Annotated in this window: 16 protein-coding genes; 9 read left to right on the forward strand and 7 right to left on the reverse strand. The window is 71.1% G+C overall.

The genetic code is table 11. The features are described from left to right. Nucleotides 1-128: 128 nt before the first annotated feature. Nucleotides 129-1,346 (forward strand): MFS transporter, encoded by a 1,218-nt coding sequence (locus AC07FK_RS22665; protein WP_479106734.1) that lies wholly within the window; start codon nt 129-131, stop codon nt 1,344-1,346. 55 nt (nt 1,347-1,401) lie between these two features. Then, entirely contained in the window at nt 1,402-1,830 is a 429-nt protein-coding gene (locus tag AC07FK_RS22670; protein WP_479106735.1) for a GlcG/HbpS family heme-binding protein, read from the forward strand. A gap of 76 nt (nt 1,831-1,906) precedes the next feature. On the opposite strand, the gene AC07FK_RS22675 is transcribed toward AC07FK_RS22670, so the two are convergent. Then, nucleotides 1,907-2,797 (reverse strand): GNAT family N-acetyltransferase, encoded by an 891-nt coding sequence (locus AC07FK_RS22675; protein WP_479106736.1) that lies wholly within the window; start codon nt 2,795-2,797, stop codon nt 1,907-1,909. A 275-nt stretch (nt 2,798-3,072) separates the two neighbouring features. Here AC07FK_RS22675 and AC07FK_RS22680 point away from each other — a divergent pair, with 275 nt between their 5' ends. Further along, nucleotides 3,073-3,714, forward strand: a complete 642-nt coding sequence (locus tag AC07FK_RS22680) for an HAD family hydrolase (RefSeq protein WP_479106737.1) — start codon at nt 3,073-3,075, stop codon at nt 3,712-3,714. A gap of 421 nt (nt 3,715-4,135) precedes the next feature. After that, nucleotides 4,136-5,662 carry a globin domain-containing protein gene (locus AC07FK_RS22685; RefSeq protein WP_479106738.1) on the forward strand — a complete coding sequence of 509 codons (1,527 nt, stop codon included), beginning with the start codon at nt 4,136-4,138 and terminating at the stop codon, nt 5,660-5,662. Between the two features lie 57 nt (nt 5,663-5,719). On the opposite strand, the gene AC07FK_RS22690 is transcribed toward AC07FK_RS22685, so the two are convergent. The 4 genes from AC07FK_RS22690 to AC07FK_RS22705 all read right to left on the reverse strand — a co-directional run bounded on the left by AC07FK_RS22690 (nt 5,720) and on the right by AC07FK_RS22705 (nt 8,914). Then, nucleotides 5,720-6,235 (reverse strand): NUDIX domain-containing protein, encoded by a 516-nt coding sequence (locus tag AC07FK_RS22690; RefSeq protein WP_453401915.1) that lies wholly within the window; start codon nt 6,233-6,235, stop codon nt 5,720-5,722. 60 nt (nt 6,236-6,295) lie between these two features. Then, the gene (locus AC07FK_RS22695; protein ID WP_479106739.1) at nt 6,296-7,192 is read right to left on the reverse strand and encodes a LysR family transcriptional regulator; all 897 of its coding nucleotides are present in this window, start codon (nt 7,190-7,192) and stop codon (nt 6,296-6,298) included. Between the two features lie 196 nt (nt 7,193-7,388). Further along, complete coding sequence (locus AC07FK_RS22700; protein ID WP_479106740.1) at nt 7,389-8,534, reverse strand: cystathionine gamma-lyase; 1,146 nt, start codon at nt 8,532-8,534, stop codon at nt 7,389-7,391. 2 nt (nt 8,535-8,536) lie between these two features. Then, a complete protein-coding gene (locus AC07FK_RS22705; RefSeq protein ID WP_479106741.1) occupies nt 8,537-8,914 on the reverse strand; it encodes a phage holin family protein in 378 nt (125 codons plus the stop codon). Nucleotides 8,915-8,983: 69 nt separating this feature from the next. Between AC07FK_RS22705 and AC07FK_RS22710 the strand changes: the two genes are divergently transcribed. From AC07FK_RS22710 to AC07FK_RS22725, 4 genes are all read left to right on the forward strand, one after another. Then, the gene (locus AC07FK_RS22710) at nt 8,984-9,301 is read left to right on the forward strand and encodes a cupin domain-containing protein (RefSeq protein ID WP_453401919.1); all 318 of its coding nucleotides are present in this window, start codon (nt 8,984-8,986) and stop codon (nt 9,299-9,301) included. Nucleotides 9,302-9,437: 136 nt separating this feature from the next. Then, nucleotides 9,438-9,659 carry a DUF5326 family protein gene (locus AC07FK_RS22715; RefSeq protein ID WP_479106795.1) on the forward strand — a complete coding sequence of 74 codons (222 nt, stop codon included), beginning with the start codon at nt 9,438-9,440 and terminating at the stop codon, nt 9,657-9,659. Between the two features lie 135 nt (nt 9,660-9,794). After that, complete coding sequence (locus AC07FK_RS22720) at nt 9,795-10,577, forward strand: IclR family transcriptional regulator (RefSeq protein ID WP_479106742.1); 783 nt, start codon at nt 9,795-9,797, stop codon at nt 10,575-10,577. 136 nt (nt 10,578-10,713) lie between these two features. Then, nucleotides 10,714-11,154: an SsgA family sporulation/cell division regulator gene (locus tag AC07FK_RS22725; protein WP_479106743.1), complete on the forward strand. Its 441-nt coding sequence runs from the start codon at nt 10,714-10,716 to the stop codon at nt 11,152-11,154. Between the two features lie 15 nt (nt 11,155-11,169). On the opposite strand, the gene AC07FK_RS22730 is transcribed toward AC07FK_RS22725, so the two are convergent. Continuing rightward, the gene (locus AC07FK_RS22730) at nt 11,170-12,507 is read right to left on the reverse strand and encodes a YibE/F family protein (protein ID WP_479106744.1); all 1,338 of its coding nucleotides are present in this window, start codon (nt 12,505-12,507) and stop codon (nt 11,170-11,172) included. 201 nt (nt 12,508-12,708) lie between these two features. Here AC07FK_RS22730 and thiC point away from each other — a divergent pair, with 201 nt between their 5' ends. Beyond that, nucleotides 12,709-14,484, forward strand: a complete 1,776-nt coding sequence (gene thiC / locus AC07FK_RS22735) for a phosphomethylpyrimidine synthase ThiC (protein WP_479106745.1) — start codon at nt 12,709-12,711, stop codon at nt 14,482-14,484. A 155-nt stretch (nt 14,485-14,639) separates the two neighbouring features. On the opposite strand, the gene AC07FK_RS22740 is transcribed toward thiC, so the two are convergent. Next, a complete protein-coding gene (locus tag AC07FK_RS22740) occupies nt 14,640-15,470 on the reverse strand; it encodes a hypothetical protein (RefSeq protein ID WP_479106746.1) in 831 nt (276 codons plus the stop codon). Nucleotides 15,471-15,496: the final 26 nt, after the last annotated feature.

Consider the following 15,496-nt stretch of genomic DNA (forward strand, 5'->3'; position numbering starts at 1 on the left):
GGAGCGGCTACGACCGGGACACCAGGATAGACGACTTCCGCAATAGCCCGCGCTTGCAAATAACCCGCGCCTGCAATTAATGTTGACGCTTGTTAGGCGCATGTGCAATCTATCCGGAAGGTCTGGCCATGCCACTCGCACTCCTCGCCCTCGCCATCGGGGCGTTCGGGATCGGCACCACAGAGTTCGTGATCATGGGCCTGCTGCCCGAGGTCGCCACCGACTTCGGTGTATCGATTCCCACCGCCGGCTACCTGGTCAGCGGTTACGCCCTCGGAGTCGTCCTGGGCGCTCCGCTCATGTCGGTCCTCGGCACCCGGATCTCCCGCAAGCGCATGCTCATGCTGCTGATGGGGCTGTTCATCGCGGGCAATCTGCTCTCCGCGCTCGCTCCGTCCTTCGGCGTGATGCTCGGGGGCCGCGTGGTCGCCTCTCTCGCCCACGGCGCGTTCTTCGGTATCGGCTCGATCGTCGCCGCCGACCTGGTCGCCCCCGAGAAGCGGGCCGAAGCCATCGCGATGATGTTCACCGGCCTCACCGTCGCCAACGTCGTCGGAGTCCCGCTCGGCACGTTCGTCGGACAGAGTTACGGCTGGCGGATCACGTTCGCCGCGGTGGCGGTCCTCGGCGTACTCGGTCTGGCGGGCGTCGCCCGGCTCGTGCCGGAGACGCCCAAGCCCGAGGGCGTACGGCTGCGCCACGAGCTCGACGCGTTCCGCAACGTGCAGGTGCTGCTCGCCATGGCGATGACCGTCCTCGGCTTCGGCGGCGTCTTCGCCGCCATCACCTACCTCGCGCCGATGATGACCGGCGTCGCCGGCTACTCCGCCGGATCCGTCACCTGGCTGCTGGTCCTCTTCGGTCTCGGCATGGTCGGCGGCAACCTCATCGGCGGCAGGTTCGCGGACCGTGCGCTGATGCCGCTGCTGTACGTGTCCCTGGGCGCCCTCGCCGTCGTCCTGGCGCTGTTCACCGTCACCGCGCACCACCAGGTCGCGGCCGCTGTGACGATCGTGCTGATCGGCGGGCTGGGTTTCGCCACCGTCCCGCCGCTCCAGAAGCGCGTCCTGGACCAGGCAGCGGGCGCCCCCACCCTGGCCTCCGCCGTCAACATCGGCGCGTTCAACCTCGGCAACGCGCTCGCCGCCTGGCTCGGCGGCCTGGTCATCGCGGCCGGCCTCGGCTACACAGCGCCCAACTGGGTCGGCGCCGTGCTCGCCGCCTCCGCTCTCGGCCTGGCGTTCCTGTCCAGCGCCCTGGAGCGTCGTACGGACGCCCGCAGCCGGGTCGTCACCGGGTCGGTTCGCGTACCGGTCTCCGTCACCGCTGCCGCCGTACGTCGCTGAAACAACCCACGAAGATCCCCACCACGATCCTCACGAAGATCAAGGAGTCACCCCCATGAGCACGACCGCGACCGCCGTAGCACCGCTGACCATCCAGGACGCCGAAGCCCTCGTGGAAGCCGCCCGCCGCGCGGCCGGGGAGGCCGGGGTCAGCGCCGCCGTCACCGTTCTCGACGCGGGCGGTCACCTGCTCGCGTTCCGGCGCGACGACCGGGCCGTGCTGATCGCGGGCGAGACCAGCACCCGCAAGGCGTACACCGCGCTGCAGCTGAACGCCGCCACGTCCGACCTGGTCGACGCGGTACAGCCGGGCGGGCTCTTCCACACGCTGCCGACGGCGCTCGACCGCCCGCTGCTGTTCATCGCGGGCGGCGTACCGGTTCACCGTGACGGCCGTCTGATCGGGGCGATCGGCGTCGGCGGTGGAGCGCCCGACCAGGACCACGGATTCGCGACCGCCGCGGTCCAGGCCCTCGGCCGGTAGCCGGCACCGGCCGGGACGCGCGGCCGGCAGGACGACAGGGCCCGCCCCCCGGGGCGGGGGGCGGGCCCTGTCGTCGTCAGCCCGCCGCGACCGTCAGCGGCGCGAAGCGGCGGGTCCAGTCCCCGGGCAGACCGGGGATGCCGTACGTCATCACGGTGTTGAACGCCACCGGCTCCAGGCCGCGCGCCTTCACCCACTCCAGCAGGTCCTCGTGGCGTACGTCGATGTCGGTGCGCAGGGGACGGTCCGTGCCGGCGGCCAGGGAGGCGATCAGCGCCTTTGCGGTCTCGGTGTCCCTGGCGACCAGCGGGCCCACGACCTGGGTCTGCATGTTGGGCCAGGCGGCGGCGTACCCCGTGAGGCCGCTGCGGTCCTCGGCCACCCGGATCTGGTCGGCGAAGGCGGGCAGCCGGGTGAGGACGTGGGTGCGGTCCTGGCCGAAGACGTCGGCGTCCAGCCGCAGGATCGCGGGAAGGTCGTCGGCGGTTGCGGGGCGCGTCGGCACCTCGGTGGGGGAGCCGGACGACCGGAAGTGGCCGCGGACCATTTCGGCGCTGCCGGTCACGGTGAAGCCGAGCTCCTCGTAGAGCGGCCGGCCGTTGGGCGTGGCGTGCAGAGTGAGCGGGGTGTCCCCGGCCTCGGCGATGAGGTGTCGCATCAGGCGGCGGCCGATGCCCTGCCGTGCGTGGCGTTCGGCGACGAGCACCATGCCGATCGCGGCGAGTGCGGGGCCGCCCGCGTTGCCGGAGCCGTACGCGTTCCTGGGGCCGTACGAGGTGACGACGCTCGCGGCGGCGAGGCCCTTCCCCTCCGGCGCGTCGATGCCGTAGCCGGTGCCAGCCGTGAGGAGCAACCCCCATTTGTGCTCTTCCCGTGGCCAGCCCCGGTCTTCCGAGAGGTCGGCGCAGGAAGTGAGGTCGGCCGGGGTGAGGCGGCGGACGGGCAGATCGGCGTACGGAATCGGCATTGGATCAGGCTGGCCGACGTACTGATCGCCCGTCCACCGGTTTAGGTGAAGAGGAGGCGACAGCTCGCACACGCCTGCCACGACGCGTGGGGCCCCAGGCCCGGAGCGAGCGCACCGACCGTCAGCCCAGTCGGCCCACTGATGCGGCCACGCATGAGACGAGGAGCGCCCGGTGTGCGGGGCGGCGGAGTGGTTTCACGTGAAACACGCTGCCTGGTTACGGGCAGCCCGGCATCCAGGAGGGGGAGCAGCCCCGCGTACTAGCCTCGGCGTACATGACGCGACTGCACCTCTTCGATCTCGACGGAACGCTGATGCGAGGCTCGGCGGCGGCGGTGGAGATCTCCCGTCAGTTGGGCGTGAGCGAGGAGATCGCCGAGTTGGAGCGGGACTTCCTGCTGCGCGGCATGGCGCCCGACGAGTTCGCCGTACGGGCTCGGGAGCTGTGGGCGGAACTCACCGAGGACCAGGTGGCGGCGGCTTTCGCGGGGGCTCCGTGGCTGTCGGGCATCAAGGAGGTGTGGGCCGACGTCCGAGCGCGTGGTGAGTACTGCGCCGTCATTTCCCTGTCCCCGGACTTCTTCGTGAACCGGCTGCTGGCGTGGGGCGCGCATGCCGCACACGGTTCGCGCTGGCCCGCCGTGCCCTTTCTGGAGCCGGTCGAGCGGGCCGGAATCCTGAACGCGCGCGCGAAAGTGAAGATCGCGGACCGGCTGTGTGAAGAATTCGGGCTGCTCAGGAGTGACTGCGTGGCTTACGGGGATTCGATGTCGGACGCGGAGATCTTCGCGGCGGTGCCGCTTTCCGTGGCGGTCAACGCAGATCACCACGTGTCGGACCTTGCCGTGCTTGCTTATGGGGGTGGTGATCTGCGCGAGCCGTACGAACTGGTGCAGTCCCACCAGTCCCGCCGGTAAATTCCGGATGAGTCGCAGAACGGGTGTGACCGCCGAGTGGGGGAGGTCACATGAAGGGGCTTGTGTGCCGCGCTACCGCCGGTAGGGTCGACTCCGGTTTGGTGCCGCCGCCCTTGGCGCGCAGGGCACGGAGCGAAAACAGCCTAACCGGAAAGGGGGTTCGGATGCCCTGACTTCCGGGTCTTTGTCCGATGCGGAGGTGGTGCCTGGCATGCTGCGACGACGGCGACTGCGGGCAAAGTCACACTTGCGTCCGGCTCACCCCAATTGGGGGTAGTGGCGTGCTTAGTGTGGGCTGCCGGCAGACCTGAAGGACCGAGGGCACAGAGAGCACAGATCCAAACAGAGCGGGGAAACGCGAGCACGTTCCGGTCCCGGAAGTGCAGAACCGACCGAAAGCTGTTCGAGGCGAGGCACATCAATGGACGCTCCGACCACCACGTCGGCCGACAACGGCATTTCCGAAGACAGCGGCGGCGGCTGGTTCAAGCCGCGCAGAATGCCAGCTGCGGGAGCTCAGCAGCCGCCGGGCCAGGGCGTGGACCCGAACCAGGACCGGATACCGGAGCCGGGCGCGGACCGTCCCAGCCGTCAGGTGTCCGCGATACGCCCGGTGGGCACCGGCGCCTCGCGCCCGCAGCCCGCCCAGCCCCAGCCCGCGCAGCCTGCACCCGCCCAGCCCCCGCAGTCCCACCCTGCGCAGCCCGAGTACGCGCAGCCCCACCCCGGGCAAGCACGGCCCGAGGCGGCCCGGCCCCAGCCCGCCGGCCCCCCGCAAGCCCCCCGGCAGCGGCAGGCCGCCGAGGCTCCGGCGGCCCCCGCGGCGCCCGCCGCCCCCGAGTCGCCCGACGCGGCGCTCGTCCGCCGCACGCTCGCGGACATCGGTGACGACGCCGGCAAGGTCACCTCGTACTTCTACGCGCTGCTCTTCACCCGCCACCCGGAGCTGCGCGCGCTCTTCCCCGCGGCCATGGACACCCAGCGCGACCGCCTCCTCAAGGCGCTGCTGACCGCCGCCGAGCACATCGACGACAAGCCGGTGCTCACCGAGTACCTCCGGAACCTGGGCCGCGGCCACCGCAAGTACGGAACCCAGGCGTCCCACTACCCGGCCGTCGGCGAGGCGCTCCTCGGGGCGCTGGCCCGGTACGCCACGTCCACCTGGGACGACGAGGCCGAGGCCGCGTGGATCCGGACGTACACCGCGATCTCACAGATCATGATCGACGCGGCGGCCGAGAACGAGCTGCGGGCCCCCGCCTGGTGGCAGGCCGAAGTGGTCTCGCACGACCTGCGGACCCCCGACATAGCGGTCATCACCGTGCGCCCCGACCAGCCCTACCCGTTCCTGGCCGGCCAGTACACGAGCCTGGAAACGCCCTGGTGGCCGCGGATCTGGCGGCACTACTCCTTCGCCGCGGCCCCCCGCCCCGACGGCCTGCTGTCCTTCCACGTCAAGGCGGTGCCGGCCGGCTGGGTCTCCAACGCCCTGGTCCACCGCGCCCGCCCCGGCGACACCGTGCGCCTCGGCCCGCCGGCCGGCTCGATGACCGTCGACCACACCACCGACAGCGGCCTGCTCTGCCTCGGCGGCGGCACCGGCATCGCGCCCATCAAGGCACTCGTCGAGGACGTGGCCGAGCACGGCGAGCGCCGCCCCGTCGACGTCTTCTACGGCGCGCGCACCGACTACGACCTGTACGACATCGACACCATGCTGCGCCTCCAGCAGTCCCACTCGTGGCTCTCGGTGCATCCGATGGTCGACGGCAGGACGCAGTTCCCCGACGCCGTGCTGGAGCACGGCCCGTGGAATTACCACGACGCCTACCTCTCCGGCCCGCCCGGCATGATCCGCAGCGGCGTCGACGCCCTGAGGAGCCTCGGCATCCCCGGCGAGCGCATCCGCCACGACTCCCTCGAAGAGCTGGTGGCCGCCGGCGACTAGCGGCAGCACCCGGCACCCGCGCCGGGGCCCCTCGCCCGGCATCCCGTGCCGGGGCCGTCACCCCAGGTCGTGGGCGTGCATCGCCCGTACGCCCTCGATGTTGCCGTCCAGGTAGTGCCGCAGGGACAGCGGCACGAGGTGAACCGCCGCGATCCCGACCCGGCTGAAGGGCACCCGTACGATCTCGTACTCCCCGCAGGGCTCTTCGATCTCCGGGCCGTGCCGCAGGGAGGGGTCCATGGACTCCAGCCGGCAGACGAAGAAGTGCTGCACCTTGACGCCTGTCACCCCGCCGCCCGCGATGTGCTCGACGGTGTCGACGAAACAGGGCACCACATCGGTGATCTTCGCGCCGAGTTCCTCGTCGACCTCGCGGTGCAGGGCGTCGACGACGGTGGCGTCCGTCGGCTCGACGCCGCCGCCCGGGGTGAGCCAGTACGGATCGACGCCCGGCTTGGTGCGCTTGATGAGGATGAGGTCGTCACCGTCGAGCAGGATGGCGCGTGCGGTGCGCTTGACCACGGGCCTCGGAGGTGCGGGGGTCGTCCCCTCGGGGAAAGACGTGCCGGTCATGGCAATACAGTGGCCCACCCCACCGCATCTGAAACTCCCCGCACCCGCGTGGTTCGCCGCTCACGACCAGTCGGTCGCGGCCCGCAGCAGCCACTCGTGCGCCCGCGCGATGTGCGGAAGGGTGAGCGTGCCGGTGCGCACCGCCAGGAAGTAGGTGCGCAGCGGCGGGACCGGCGGGTCGAGGAGCGCCACGACCTCGCCCCGCTCCAGAGCGTCCTCGCACAGGTACCGGGGCAGTACGGCGATGCCCGCGCCCGCGGCGGTGGCGTGCAGTACCGCCCGCAGGTCGGGTGCGACGACGGTGCCCGAGGCGGCCGGCCCGGTGTCGAAGACGGCCGTCCAGTACCGGCTGACCAGTGGCAGCGACTCGTGCACCTCCACCACCGGCAGGTGCTCCAGCACCTGCGGCCCCTTGCGGCGCAGCACCCCGGGACCGATCCGGCCGGCCCAGCGCGGCGCCGCGACCAGTACGTGCTCCTCGTCGCAGAGGGCGGTCCCGGTGAGCACGGCCCCGCGCGGGCGGTCCGTGGAGATCGCCAGATCGTGATGTCCGGCGGCGAGGCCGTCCAGGGTCTCCTGGGCGTTGCCGAACGAGGTGCGCAGCGTCAGGCCCTGCGCGATGAGCGGCGAGAGCGCGGGCAGGACGCGTACGGAGGTGAACTCCGGGGGCCCGGCGAGGTGCAGGGTCCGTACGCCGGAGTCCTCGTCGAGCCCGGTCTCGGTGATCTCGACGAGCGCGTCGAGGTGCGGCGCTGCCCGGTGCGCCAGTTCGTCGCCGACGGTCGTGGGGGTCACGCCGCGCGCCTGGCGCAGGAAGAGCGGGCGGCCAAGCTGCCGCTCCAGCGTGCGTATCTGGCTGGTCACGGCGGGCTGCGACAGGCCCAGGAGGGCGGCGGCGCGGGTGAACGAACCGGCCCGGTGCACCGTGACGAACGTGCGGAGCAGAGCCAGGTCCATGGCGCGGTCTCCCGTCCCGGCGCGGTCGCCGACGGTGACAACTATAAATATGTCGATAGGTCTCTGTCGCTACCGTGATTGGACACTGACACAGAGTCAACTAGCCTTTGTTGCGCGGTTCTTCGCGCGTGGAACCGGGACGGTCCGAGCCATGAGGGGGGAGGCTCGGACCGTCCGTCGCGGAGCGCCGGCGTCGTTACGCCGCGGGCGCCGCCTCGTCGAGCGCGCGCAGCACGTCGGCCACCAGATCCTCCGGATCCTCGGCCCCGACGGAGAAGCGGACGAACCCCTCCGGTACGTCGTCGCCGCCCCAGCGTCCCCGCCGCTCGGCGGTGGACCGCACGCCGCCGAAGCTGGTCGCGTCGTCGGCCAGCCGCAGCCCCTCCAGGAACCGCTCGGCGTACGCGCGGTCGGGCAGCGTGAACGAGACGACGCAGCCGAAGCGGCGCATCTGGCGCGACGCGACCTCGTGCGACGGATCGCCGGGCAGCCCGGGATGGCGCAGCCCGCTCACCGCGGGATGCGCCCGCAGTGCCTCGGCGAGGGCCAGCGCGTTGGCGCCCTGCTTGTCGGCGCGCAGCTGGAGGGTGGCCAGTGAACGGTGCGCCAGCCAGGCCTCCATGGGGCCGGGGATCGCGCCGACGACCTTGCGCCAGCGCCGTACCCGCGCGGCCAGCCGGGCGTCGCGGCAGGCCACGTAGCCGAGCAGGACGTCGCCGTGACCGGTGAGGCCCTTGGTGCCGCTGGCCACCGAGAAGTCCGCGCCGAGTTCCAGGGGGCGCTGCCCGAGCGGGGTGGCGAGGGTGTTGTCGACCGCGACCAGCGCTCCGGCGGCGTGCGCGGCGTCCGCGAGGCGGCGGACGTCGCACACGTCGAGCCCCGGGTTGGACGGCGTCTCGATCCACAGCAGCCGCGCGCCGTCCAGTTGGCCGAGCTGGGCGTCGCCGCCGGTCGGCGCGGTGCGCACCTTCACGTCGTACGCCGCCAGCTGTTCGCGTACGAGCGCGAGGGCCTGGTAGCCGTCGTCGGGCAGGACGACGGTGTCGCCGGCCCGCGTCTGCGACAGGAGCACGGCGGACACGGCGGCCATGCCGGAGGCGAAGACGACCGTCTCGACGCCCTCCTCCCCCGGCGCCTCCAGCTCGCCGATGGCCCGCTCCAGGTGCGTCCAGGTGGGGTTCTCGTCGCGCCCGTAGGTGTACGGCCCGGTCGGCTCGCCGGGCAGGTGGTAGTGCGCGGCGAAGACGGGCCCCGGGAGCGTGGGTTCGTAGGCGACGGGTTCGGGAAGACCGGCGCGTACGGCCCGGGTGCCGTCTCCCACCGCCTGGGTGTCGGATCCCATGGTCAGTCCTTCTCCGGCAGGACGACGTTGAGGGCCCACGAGACGACGCTGATGATCAGGCCGCCGAGCACGGCCGTCCAGAAGCCCTCCACGTGGAAGTTCTGGTTGAACTGCTCGGCCAGCCAGGAGGTCAGCAGCAGCATCAGCGCGTTGATCACCAGGGTGATCAGGCCGAGCGTGAGGATGAAGAGCGGCAGCGCCAGCAGCTTCACGACGGGCTTGACGAAGAAGTTCACCAGTCCGAAGAGCAGAGCGACGATGATCAGCGTCAGCGTCTTCTTGCCGGTGTTCTCGCCGGTGAGCGTGATGTCCTGAAGCAGCCAGATGGCTACCGCAAGGGCCCCCGCGTTGGCGATCGTCTTGACTAGGAAATTCATCATGTGTCTGATCGTGGCAGACATGATCCGCGCCGAACACCGGCGCGTGACTGGCCGAGGGGCGGACGGACGATGAAGGCATTCCGACTGGACGAGCTGGAGGCGGAGCGTGCCGCCGCCGACGGCGCGTATCTGCAGTTCCTGCGGGAAAGGAACATGTCGGTCGGCCTGTACGCACTGGACGCGGGTGAGACCGACCCGCAGCAGCCGCACCGCGAGGACGAGGTGTACTTCGTCGTCAGCGGGCGCGCGTCGATCACCGTCGGCATGGAGACGACGCAGGTCGGGCGGGGCAGCGTGGTGTACGTACCGGCCGGGGTGCCGCACAAGTTCCACCACATCAGCGAGGACCTGCGGGTGATGGTGGTCTTCTCGCCGCCCGAGAGCTGACGACCGGCGGCTCCGGGTTCCCTAAGGGTCCGATCAGGGGTCTTCAAGGGCTCCGGGGTCCCCGTCGGCGCCCTCCCCGCCCCTAGCATCGAGGGCAGGAAGAAGCGCTACCAACGAGAAGAGGCAAGCGATGGCCGTGCGGGAGATATTCGCCGGGATGCCGTGGTGGGTGAAGTGGGTCGCGGTGCCCGTCATCGCGCTGGTCGTGTTCGGGGGCGCGATCCTGAGCGCCGTGGGCGTGCTGATCGGTCTGCTGTTCAAACTGCTGGTCTTCGTGGCCCTGGTCGGCGGACTGATCTACGTCGTACGGAAGTTCATGGCGTCGTCCTCGTCCTCGTCGTCGCGCGGCGACTGGTAGTCCGTACGGCCGTTAGCCCACCCGGGGGACGGGCACGGGAAGCACTCAGCGCGACCGCATTGGGCGGTTAGAGTGACGATTCTCTGAAGCCTCGGGCGGGCACGCGGCCCGCCGGAACGCCTGGGGGTGCATCCCGTGGCCTCGGCAGACACGGCCGCCGCTCCACGTCCGGCTCCGACCCTGATCGGGTCGGTGCAGCGCGCCCTTCGCCTCCTGGAGGCCGTCGGCGCCCATGCCGACGGAGCCCCGGCCAAGCAGCTCGCGCGGGAGGCCGGCCTCCCCCTCCCCACCGCGTACCACCTGCTGCGCACGCTGGCCCACGAGGGCTATCTGCGGCGCGAGCACGGCGTGTTCGTCCTCGGCGAGGCGGCGTGGCGGCTCGCCGGCACGGGCGCGCGCCAGAACCGCCGGGGCCTGATCACCGACGCCCTGGCGCAATGGCGGGACGCGATCGGCGTGCCCGTCTACTTCGCCGTCTACCGCGAGGGCGAGATCGAACTCGTCGCGGTCGCCGAGCGGCCCTCGTCCCCCGCCGTCGCGGAGTGGGCCGATTTCCGCGCGACCGGCCACGCGCACGCGCTGGGTCAGTGCCTGCTGAGCCAGCTCGACGAGAAGTCCCGCCTGGACCACCTGAGCCGCCACCCGGTCGAGCCGCTCACGCCGTACTCCGTCCGCGACCAGGGGGCGCTGCTGGACCGCCTGGCGGCGGCTGAGCGGATGCACCCGGTCGTCGAGCGCCAGGAGTACGCCGTCGGATCCGTCTGCGCGGCCATCCCGATCACCGTCGGATCGACCGCCGCGACGATGGCGATCTCCCTGCCCGTCGAACAACAGCACCGGCTGCTCCCGGCGGTCGAGCAACTGCGGCGGGCGGTGGGTGGCTTGGTCAGCTCGTTCGCGTTCTCTATCAGTATCTGAAAAATCACTCCTTGTGATCCTGGAGTGGGTGGAGCACGATGGCGCACGAGGCCAGGAGCGACCATTCCTGGCCATTTCGGCATTTCACAGTTACGGCCAGTCACGGGGCCGGTCACCAGGTGCGGGGTTCACAGCGATGCGCGAGTCGGTTCAGGCAGAGGTCATGATGAGCTTCCTTGTCTCGGAGGAGCTCTCGTTCCGGATCCCGGTGGAACTCCGGTACGCGGCCGGTGATCCGTACGCCGTCCGGATGACGTTCCACCTCCCCGGAGACACCCCCGTCACCTGGGCGTTCGGGCGCGAGCTGCTGCTCGACGGTCTCGTCGAGCCGTGCGGCGACGGCGACGTCCGCATCGAGCCGATGACCGGTCCCGACGACCATCTGGACGTGAGGATCCGGCTTCAGGTCGCCGGGGACCGCGCCCTGTTCCGGGCGAGCGCCGCTCCGCTGGTGGCGTTCCTCGACCGTACGGACCGGCTCGTTCCGCTGGGCCGGGAGTGCGACCTCGGGGACTTCGAGGAGAACCTCGACGAAGCCCTCGGCCGGATCCTCGCCGAGGAGCAGAACGCAGGCTGAGCCCGGGATGGCGGGTCAGCGCTTGCGGCGCCGGCCCCCGCCGCCGCCCCCGAAGCCGCCTCCGCGCGCCCGGGCGGCGGCCCCGGCGGCCCCGGCGACCGCCGGACGGTCGGCCGAGACGACCACGGCCGCGAGCGCGGTCGTCAACGGCACCGAGGCGACCAGTCCGATCGAGCCGACCAGAGTCCGTACGATCTCCTCCGCGACCAGCTCGCTGTTGGCGACCGTGCCGACGCTGCTCTGCGCGATCGAGAAGAGCAGCAGCAGGGGCAGCGCGGCGCCCGCGTACGCCAGCACGAGCGTGTTGACGACGGACGCGATGTGGTCGCGGCCGATGCGGATAGCGGCCCGGTACAGGGCGCGCGGGCCCATCGAGGGGTCCGCCTGGCGGAGTTCCCAGACCGCCGACGTCTGGGTGACCGTCACGTCGTCGAGCACACCGAGCGAGCCGATGATGATGCCCGCGAGCAGCAGGCCGCTCATGTCGATGTCCGGATACAGGCCGTGGATGAGCCCGGTGTTGTCGTCCGTGTTGCCGCTCAGGTACGCCCAGTCGATGAAGAGCGAGCCCAGCAGTCCGATCAGCAGCAGCGAGATGAGCGTGCCGACGACGGCGACCGACGTCCGGGCGGTCAGGCCGTGGCAGGCGTAGAGCGCGATGAGCATGATGGCGCTCGCGCCGACGACCGCGACGAGCAGCGGGTTCGAGCCCTGGAGGATCGCGGGGAGGATGAACAGCGTCAGGATCGCGAAGGACACGGCGAGCGCGATCAGCGCCATAACCCCCTTCATCCGTCCGACGCCGATCACCGCGAGCGCGAAGATCCCGGCGAGCAGCGCCATCGGAACGCCCCGGTCCACGTCCGTCACCGAGTACTGGAGGTCGCGGGGCGCGTCGGGCGCGTACGCCACCACCACGCCCTGGTCCTCCTCCAGCTGTCTCGGCGCGTCGGGCTGGACGATCTCGGTGAAGGTGCGGCCCTTGTCCTTGCCGGACGTGACCTCGACCGTCGCCTTCGCGCAGGTGCCCTGCTGGGCCTGCTGGGCCTCGCGGCCGGACGGCGTGCTCGTGTCGCCGGTCGGCGGCACCTGGGCGGCGTTCACGTCCTTGCAGTCGACCTGCTGGACCTCCGTCACCTTCCCCGACACGGTCTGCCGGTCGAAGCCGACGCCCGTCCGCTCGTGCTCGGGCGCGCCGCCCGGCCAGAGCACGACGAGGCCGACGAGAACGGCCGTGGCGAAGGGGATCAGCACCGCCGCGATGACCTTGCGGAGGTGCTTGGAGACGGGCGCGGCGGGCCCGTGACTGTGGGTGTGGCCGTGGATTTCGGGCGTTGGCTGTGGGGACGTCACCGACCGATCATCGCAAGAACGGTGGGGGCCCTCTGTTCAGCGCGCCAGAGAGGGCGCTAGCGTGGGGGCACCTTTGCACACGCGGGAGCTCGGAGCACCGGGCTGAGAGGGCGCTGACCTTCGTACGTGAAACCGTACGAAAGCCGCTGCGTCGACCGCCGAACCTGTTACCGGGTAATGCCGGCGTAGGGAGTAGGTCTCATGACCACAGCGGATGCACACACGCCTGCCACCAGCCAGGACGGCCGCAAGCCGGGCTGGCACAAGGGATACGTCACGGGCCCCGAGGGCTCGCGCACGGATCTCCGCGTGCCGGTCCGTCAGGTGCACCTCACCAACGGGAAGGACGTGACGCTGTACGACACGTCCGGCCCGTACACCGATCCCACCGTCGAGACGGACGTGCGCCGCGGGCTCGCGCCCCTGCGCGAGAACTGGATCATCGGCCGCGGCGACACCGAGGAGTACGCGGGCCGCCCGGTCCGTCCCGAGGACGACGGGATCAAGCACACCTCGCCGCGCGGGGGACTGCGCAACCTCGACGCGGTCTTCCCGGGCCGTCCGCGCCAGCCCCGCCGGGGCCGCGACGGCCAGGCGGTCACGCAGCTCGCGTACGCCCGCCGCGGGGACATCACGCCCGAGATGGAGTTCGTGGCGATCCGGGAGAACGTCGCCCCCGAGGTCGTGCGGGAGGAGATCGCGGCGGGCCGCGCGGTCCTGCCCGCGAACGTCAACCACCCGGAGATCGAGCCGATGATCATCGGCAAGCGGTTCCTGGTGAAGGTCAACGCCAACATCGGCAACTCGGCGGTCACTTCCTCCATCGAGGAGGAGGTGGACAAGATGACCTGGGCGACCAAGTGGGGCGCCGACACGGTCATGGACCTGTCCACCGGGCGCAACATCCACACCACTCGTGAGTGGGTGCTGCGCAACTCCCCCGTCCCGATCGGCACCGTCCCGCTCTACCAGGCCCTCGAGAAGGTCGACGGCCGCGCGGAGGAGCTGACCTGGGAGATCTACAAGGACACGGTCATCGAGCAGGCCGAGCAGGGCGTGGACTACATGACCGTCCACGCCGGCGTGCGCCTGCCGTACGTCCCGCTGACCGCCCGCCGCAAGACCGGCATCGTCTCGCGCGGCGGCTCGATCATGGCGGCGTGGTGCCTCGCGCACCACAAGGAGAGCTTCCTGTACGAGAACTTCGAGGAGCTCTGCGAGATCCTGGCGGCGTACGACGTGACGTACTCGCTCGGCGACGGCCTGCGGCCCGGTTCGATCGCGGACGCCAACGACGAGGCGCAGTTCGCCGAGTTGAAGACGCTCGGGGAGCTCAACACGATCGCCAAGCGGTACAACGTGCAGACCATGATCGAGGGCCCGGGCCACGTCCCGATGCACAAGATCAAGGAGAACATCGACCTCCAGCAGGAGATCTGCGAGGAGGCGCCGTTCTACACGCTCGGCCCGCTGACCACCGACGTGGCTCCGGCGTACGACCACATCACGTCCGGCATCGGGGCGGCGATGATCGCGTGGTGGGGAACGGCGATGCTCTGCTACGTCACGCCCAAGGAGCACCTGGGCCTGCCCAACCGCGACGACGTGAAGACCGGCGTCATCACGTACAAGATCGCGGCGCACGCGGCCGACCTGGCGAAGGGGCACCCGGGGGCGCAGGAGTGGGACGACGCGCTGTCGGACGCCCGCTTCGAGTTCCGCTGGGAGGACCAGTTCAACCTGGCCCTCGACCCGGACACGGCGCGCTCGTTCCACGACGAGACGCTGCCCGCCGAGCCGGCGAAGACGGCGCACTTCTGCTCGATGTGCGGCCCGAAGTTCTGTTCGATGAAGATCAGTCAGGACATCCGGCGCGAGCACGGCGGTACGCAGGACGAGATCGAGGCGGGCATGGCGGAGAAGTCCAAGGAGTTCGCCGCCGCCGGCAACCGGGTGTACCTCCCGATCGCCGACTGACCCGTCCCTTCCGCCCGTATCCCGTCTGGGTGGGCCGGTCGGAGGCCGGGGAGGTCGTCTGTGTGGACGTGGTGCTGGACTACCTGCCCGGCCTCACGGTGCACGGACCGCACGACGCGCCACCGGCCCGCCCCGATGACGGACGGCATCAACCGCTACTCGGGCTTGTGGTCCGGGCCGCCGAAGTCGGGGCTGGAGAAGTCGGGGCTGGAGTAGCTGGGGCGCGGGCCCGGTGTGGTGCCGCCGTCCGGGCCCGGGCTGCTGTAGTCCGGGCGCGAGTAGCCCAGGTCGGGGATGCGGCCGGCGGGACGGCGGGGCGCCGGGGCGGCCGGGGCCGGGCCCGGTTCGGCCAGGGCGTCCCGCAGGAACGGGACGACGCCCCGCTCCAGCAGGGCGTGCCGCCAGGCGTCCCGGGCCCGTTCGACGTCTTCGGACAGCTCGCCGTTCCGGCCGCTCGTGAACGCCGTCGACCCGTTGCGCAGGGCAGTCAGCAGCAGGCCGACGGCGGCCACCAGGATGCCCGCCGCCGTGAGCGCGGCGAAGACCCAGCCCGCCGTGAGCAGCGTCCGGGCGAACTCGGGCTCCGGGGTGAGCATGGTGAGCAGGTATCCGACGATCAGGAAGATCGCGGCGGCCGTGCCGGCGAGCAGGGGCGTCAGCACTGCGACGACGGCGGCGACGCCCGCGCCCGCCGTCTCGGCGGCGTCGCCCATGGCGAGGACCGAACCGGTGCGGGCGGCCGCCGCGGGCGGGGTACGCGCGTCTTCCCGGGCTTTGACGTATTCGTCGTACTCGGCGGCGGCGGCCGCCGCGATGAGCGCGGTGGCGTTCATTGCCATGGTGCGCAGCTGCGTGGTGTTGAGCCGTTGCCCGACAGCGGTCAGTTCCGGTCGGTCATGAGCGGTGCGCAATGCCTCGTCGAGGACCCGTTCGAATTCCGGTCGGTCCTCGGCCAGCAGGTGCGGAGCGCTGCTGTTCATGTGCATCCCCCGATGCTCCGTAGGGCCGGAAT

This window comes from Streptomyces sp. NPDC046122 (assembly GCF_056429965.1).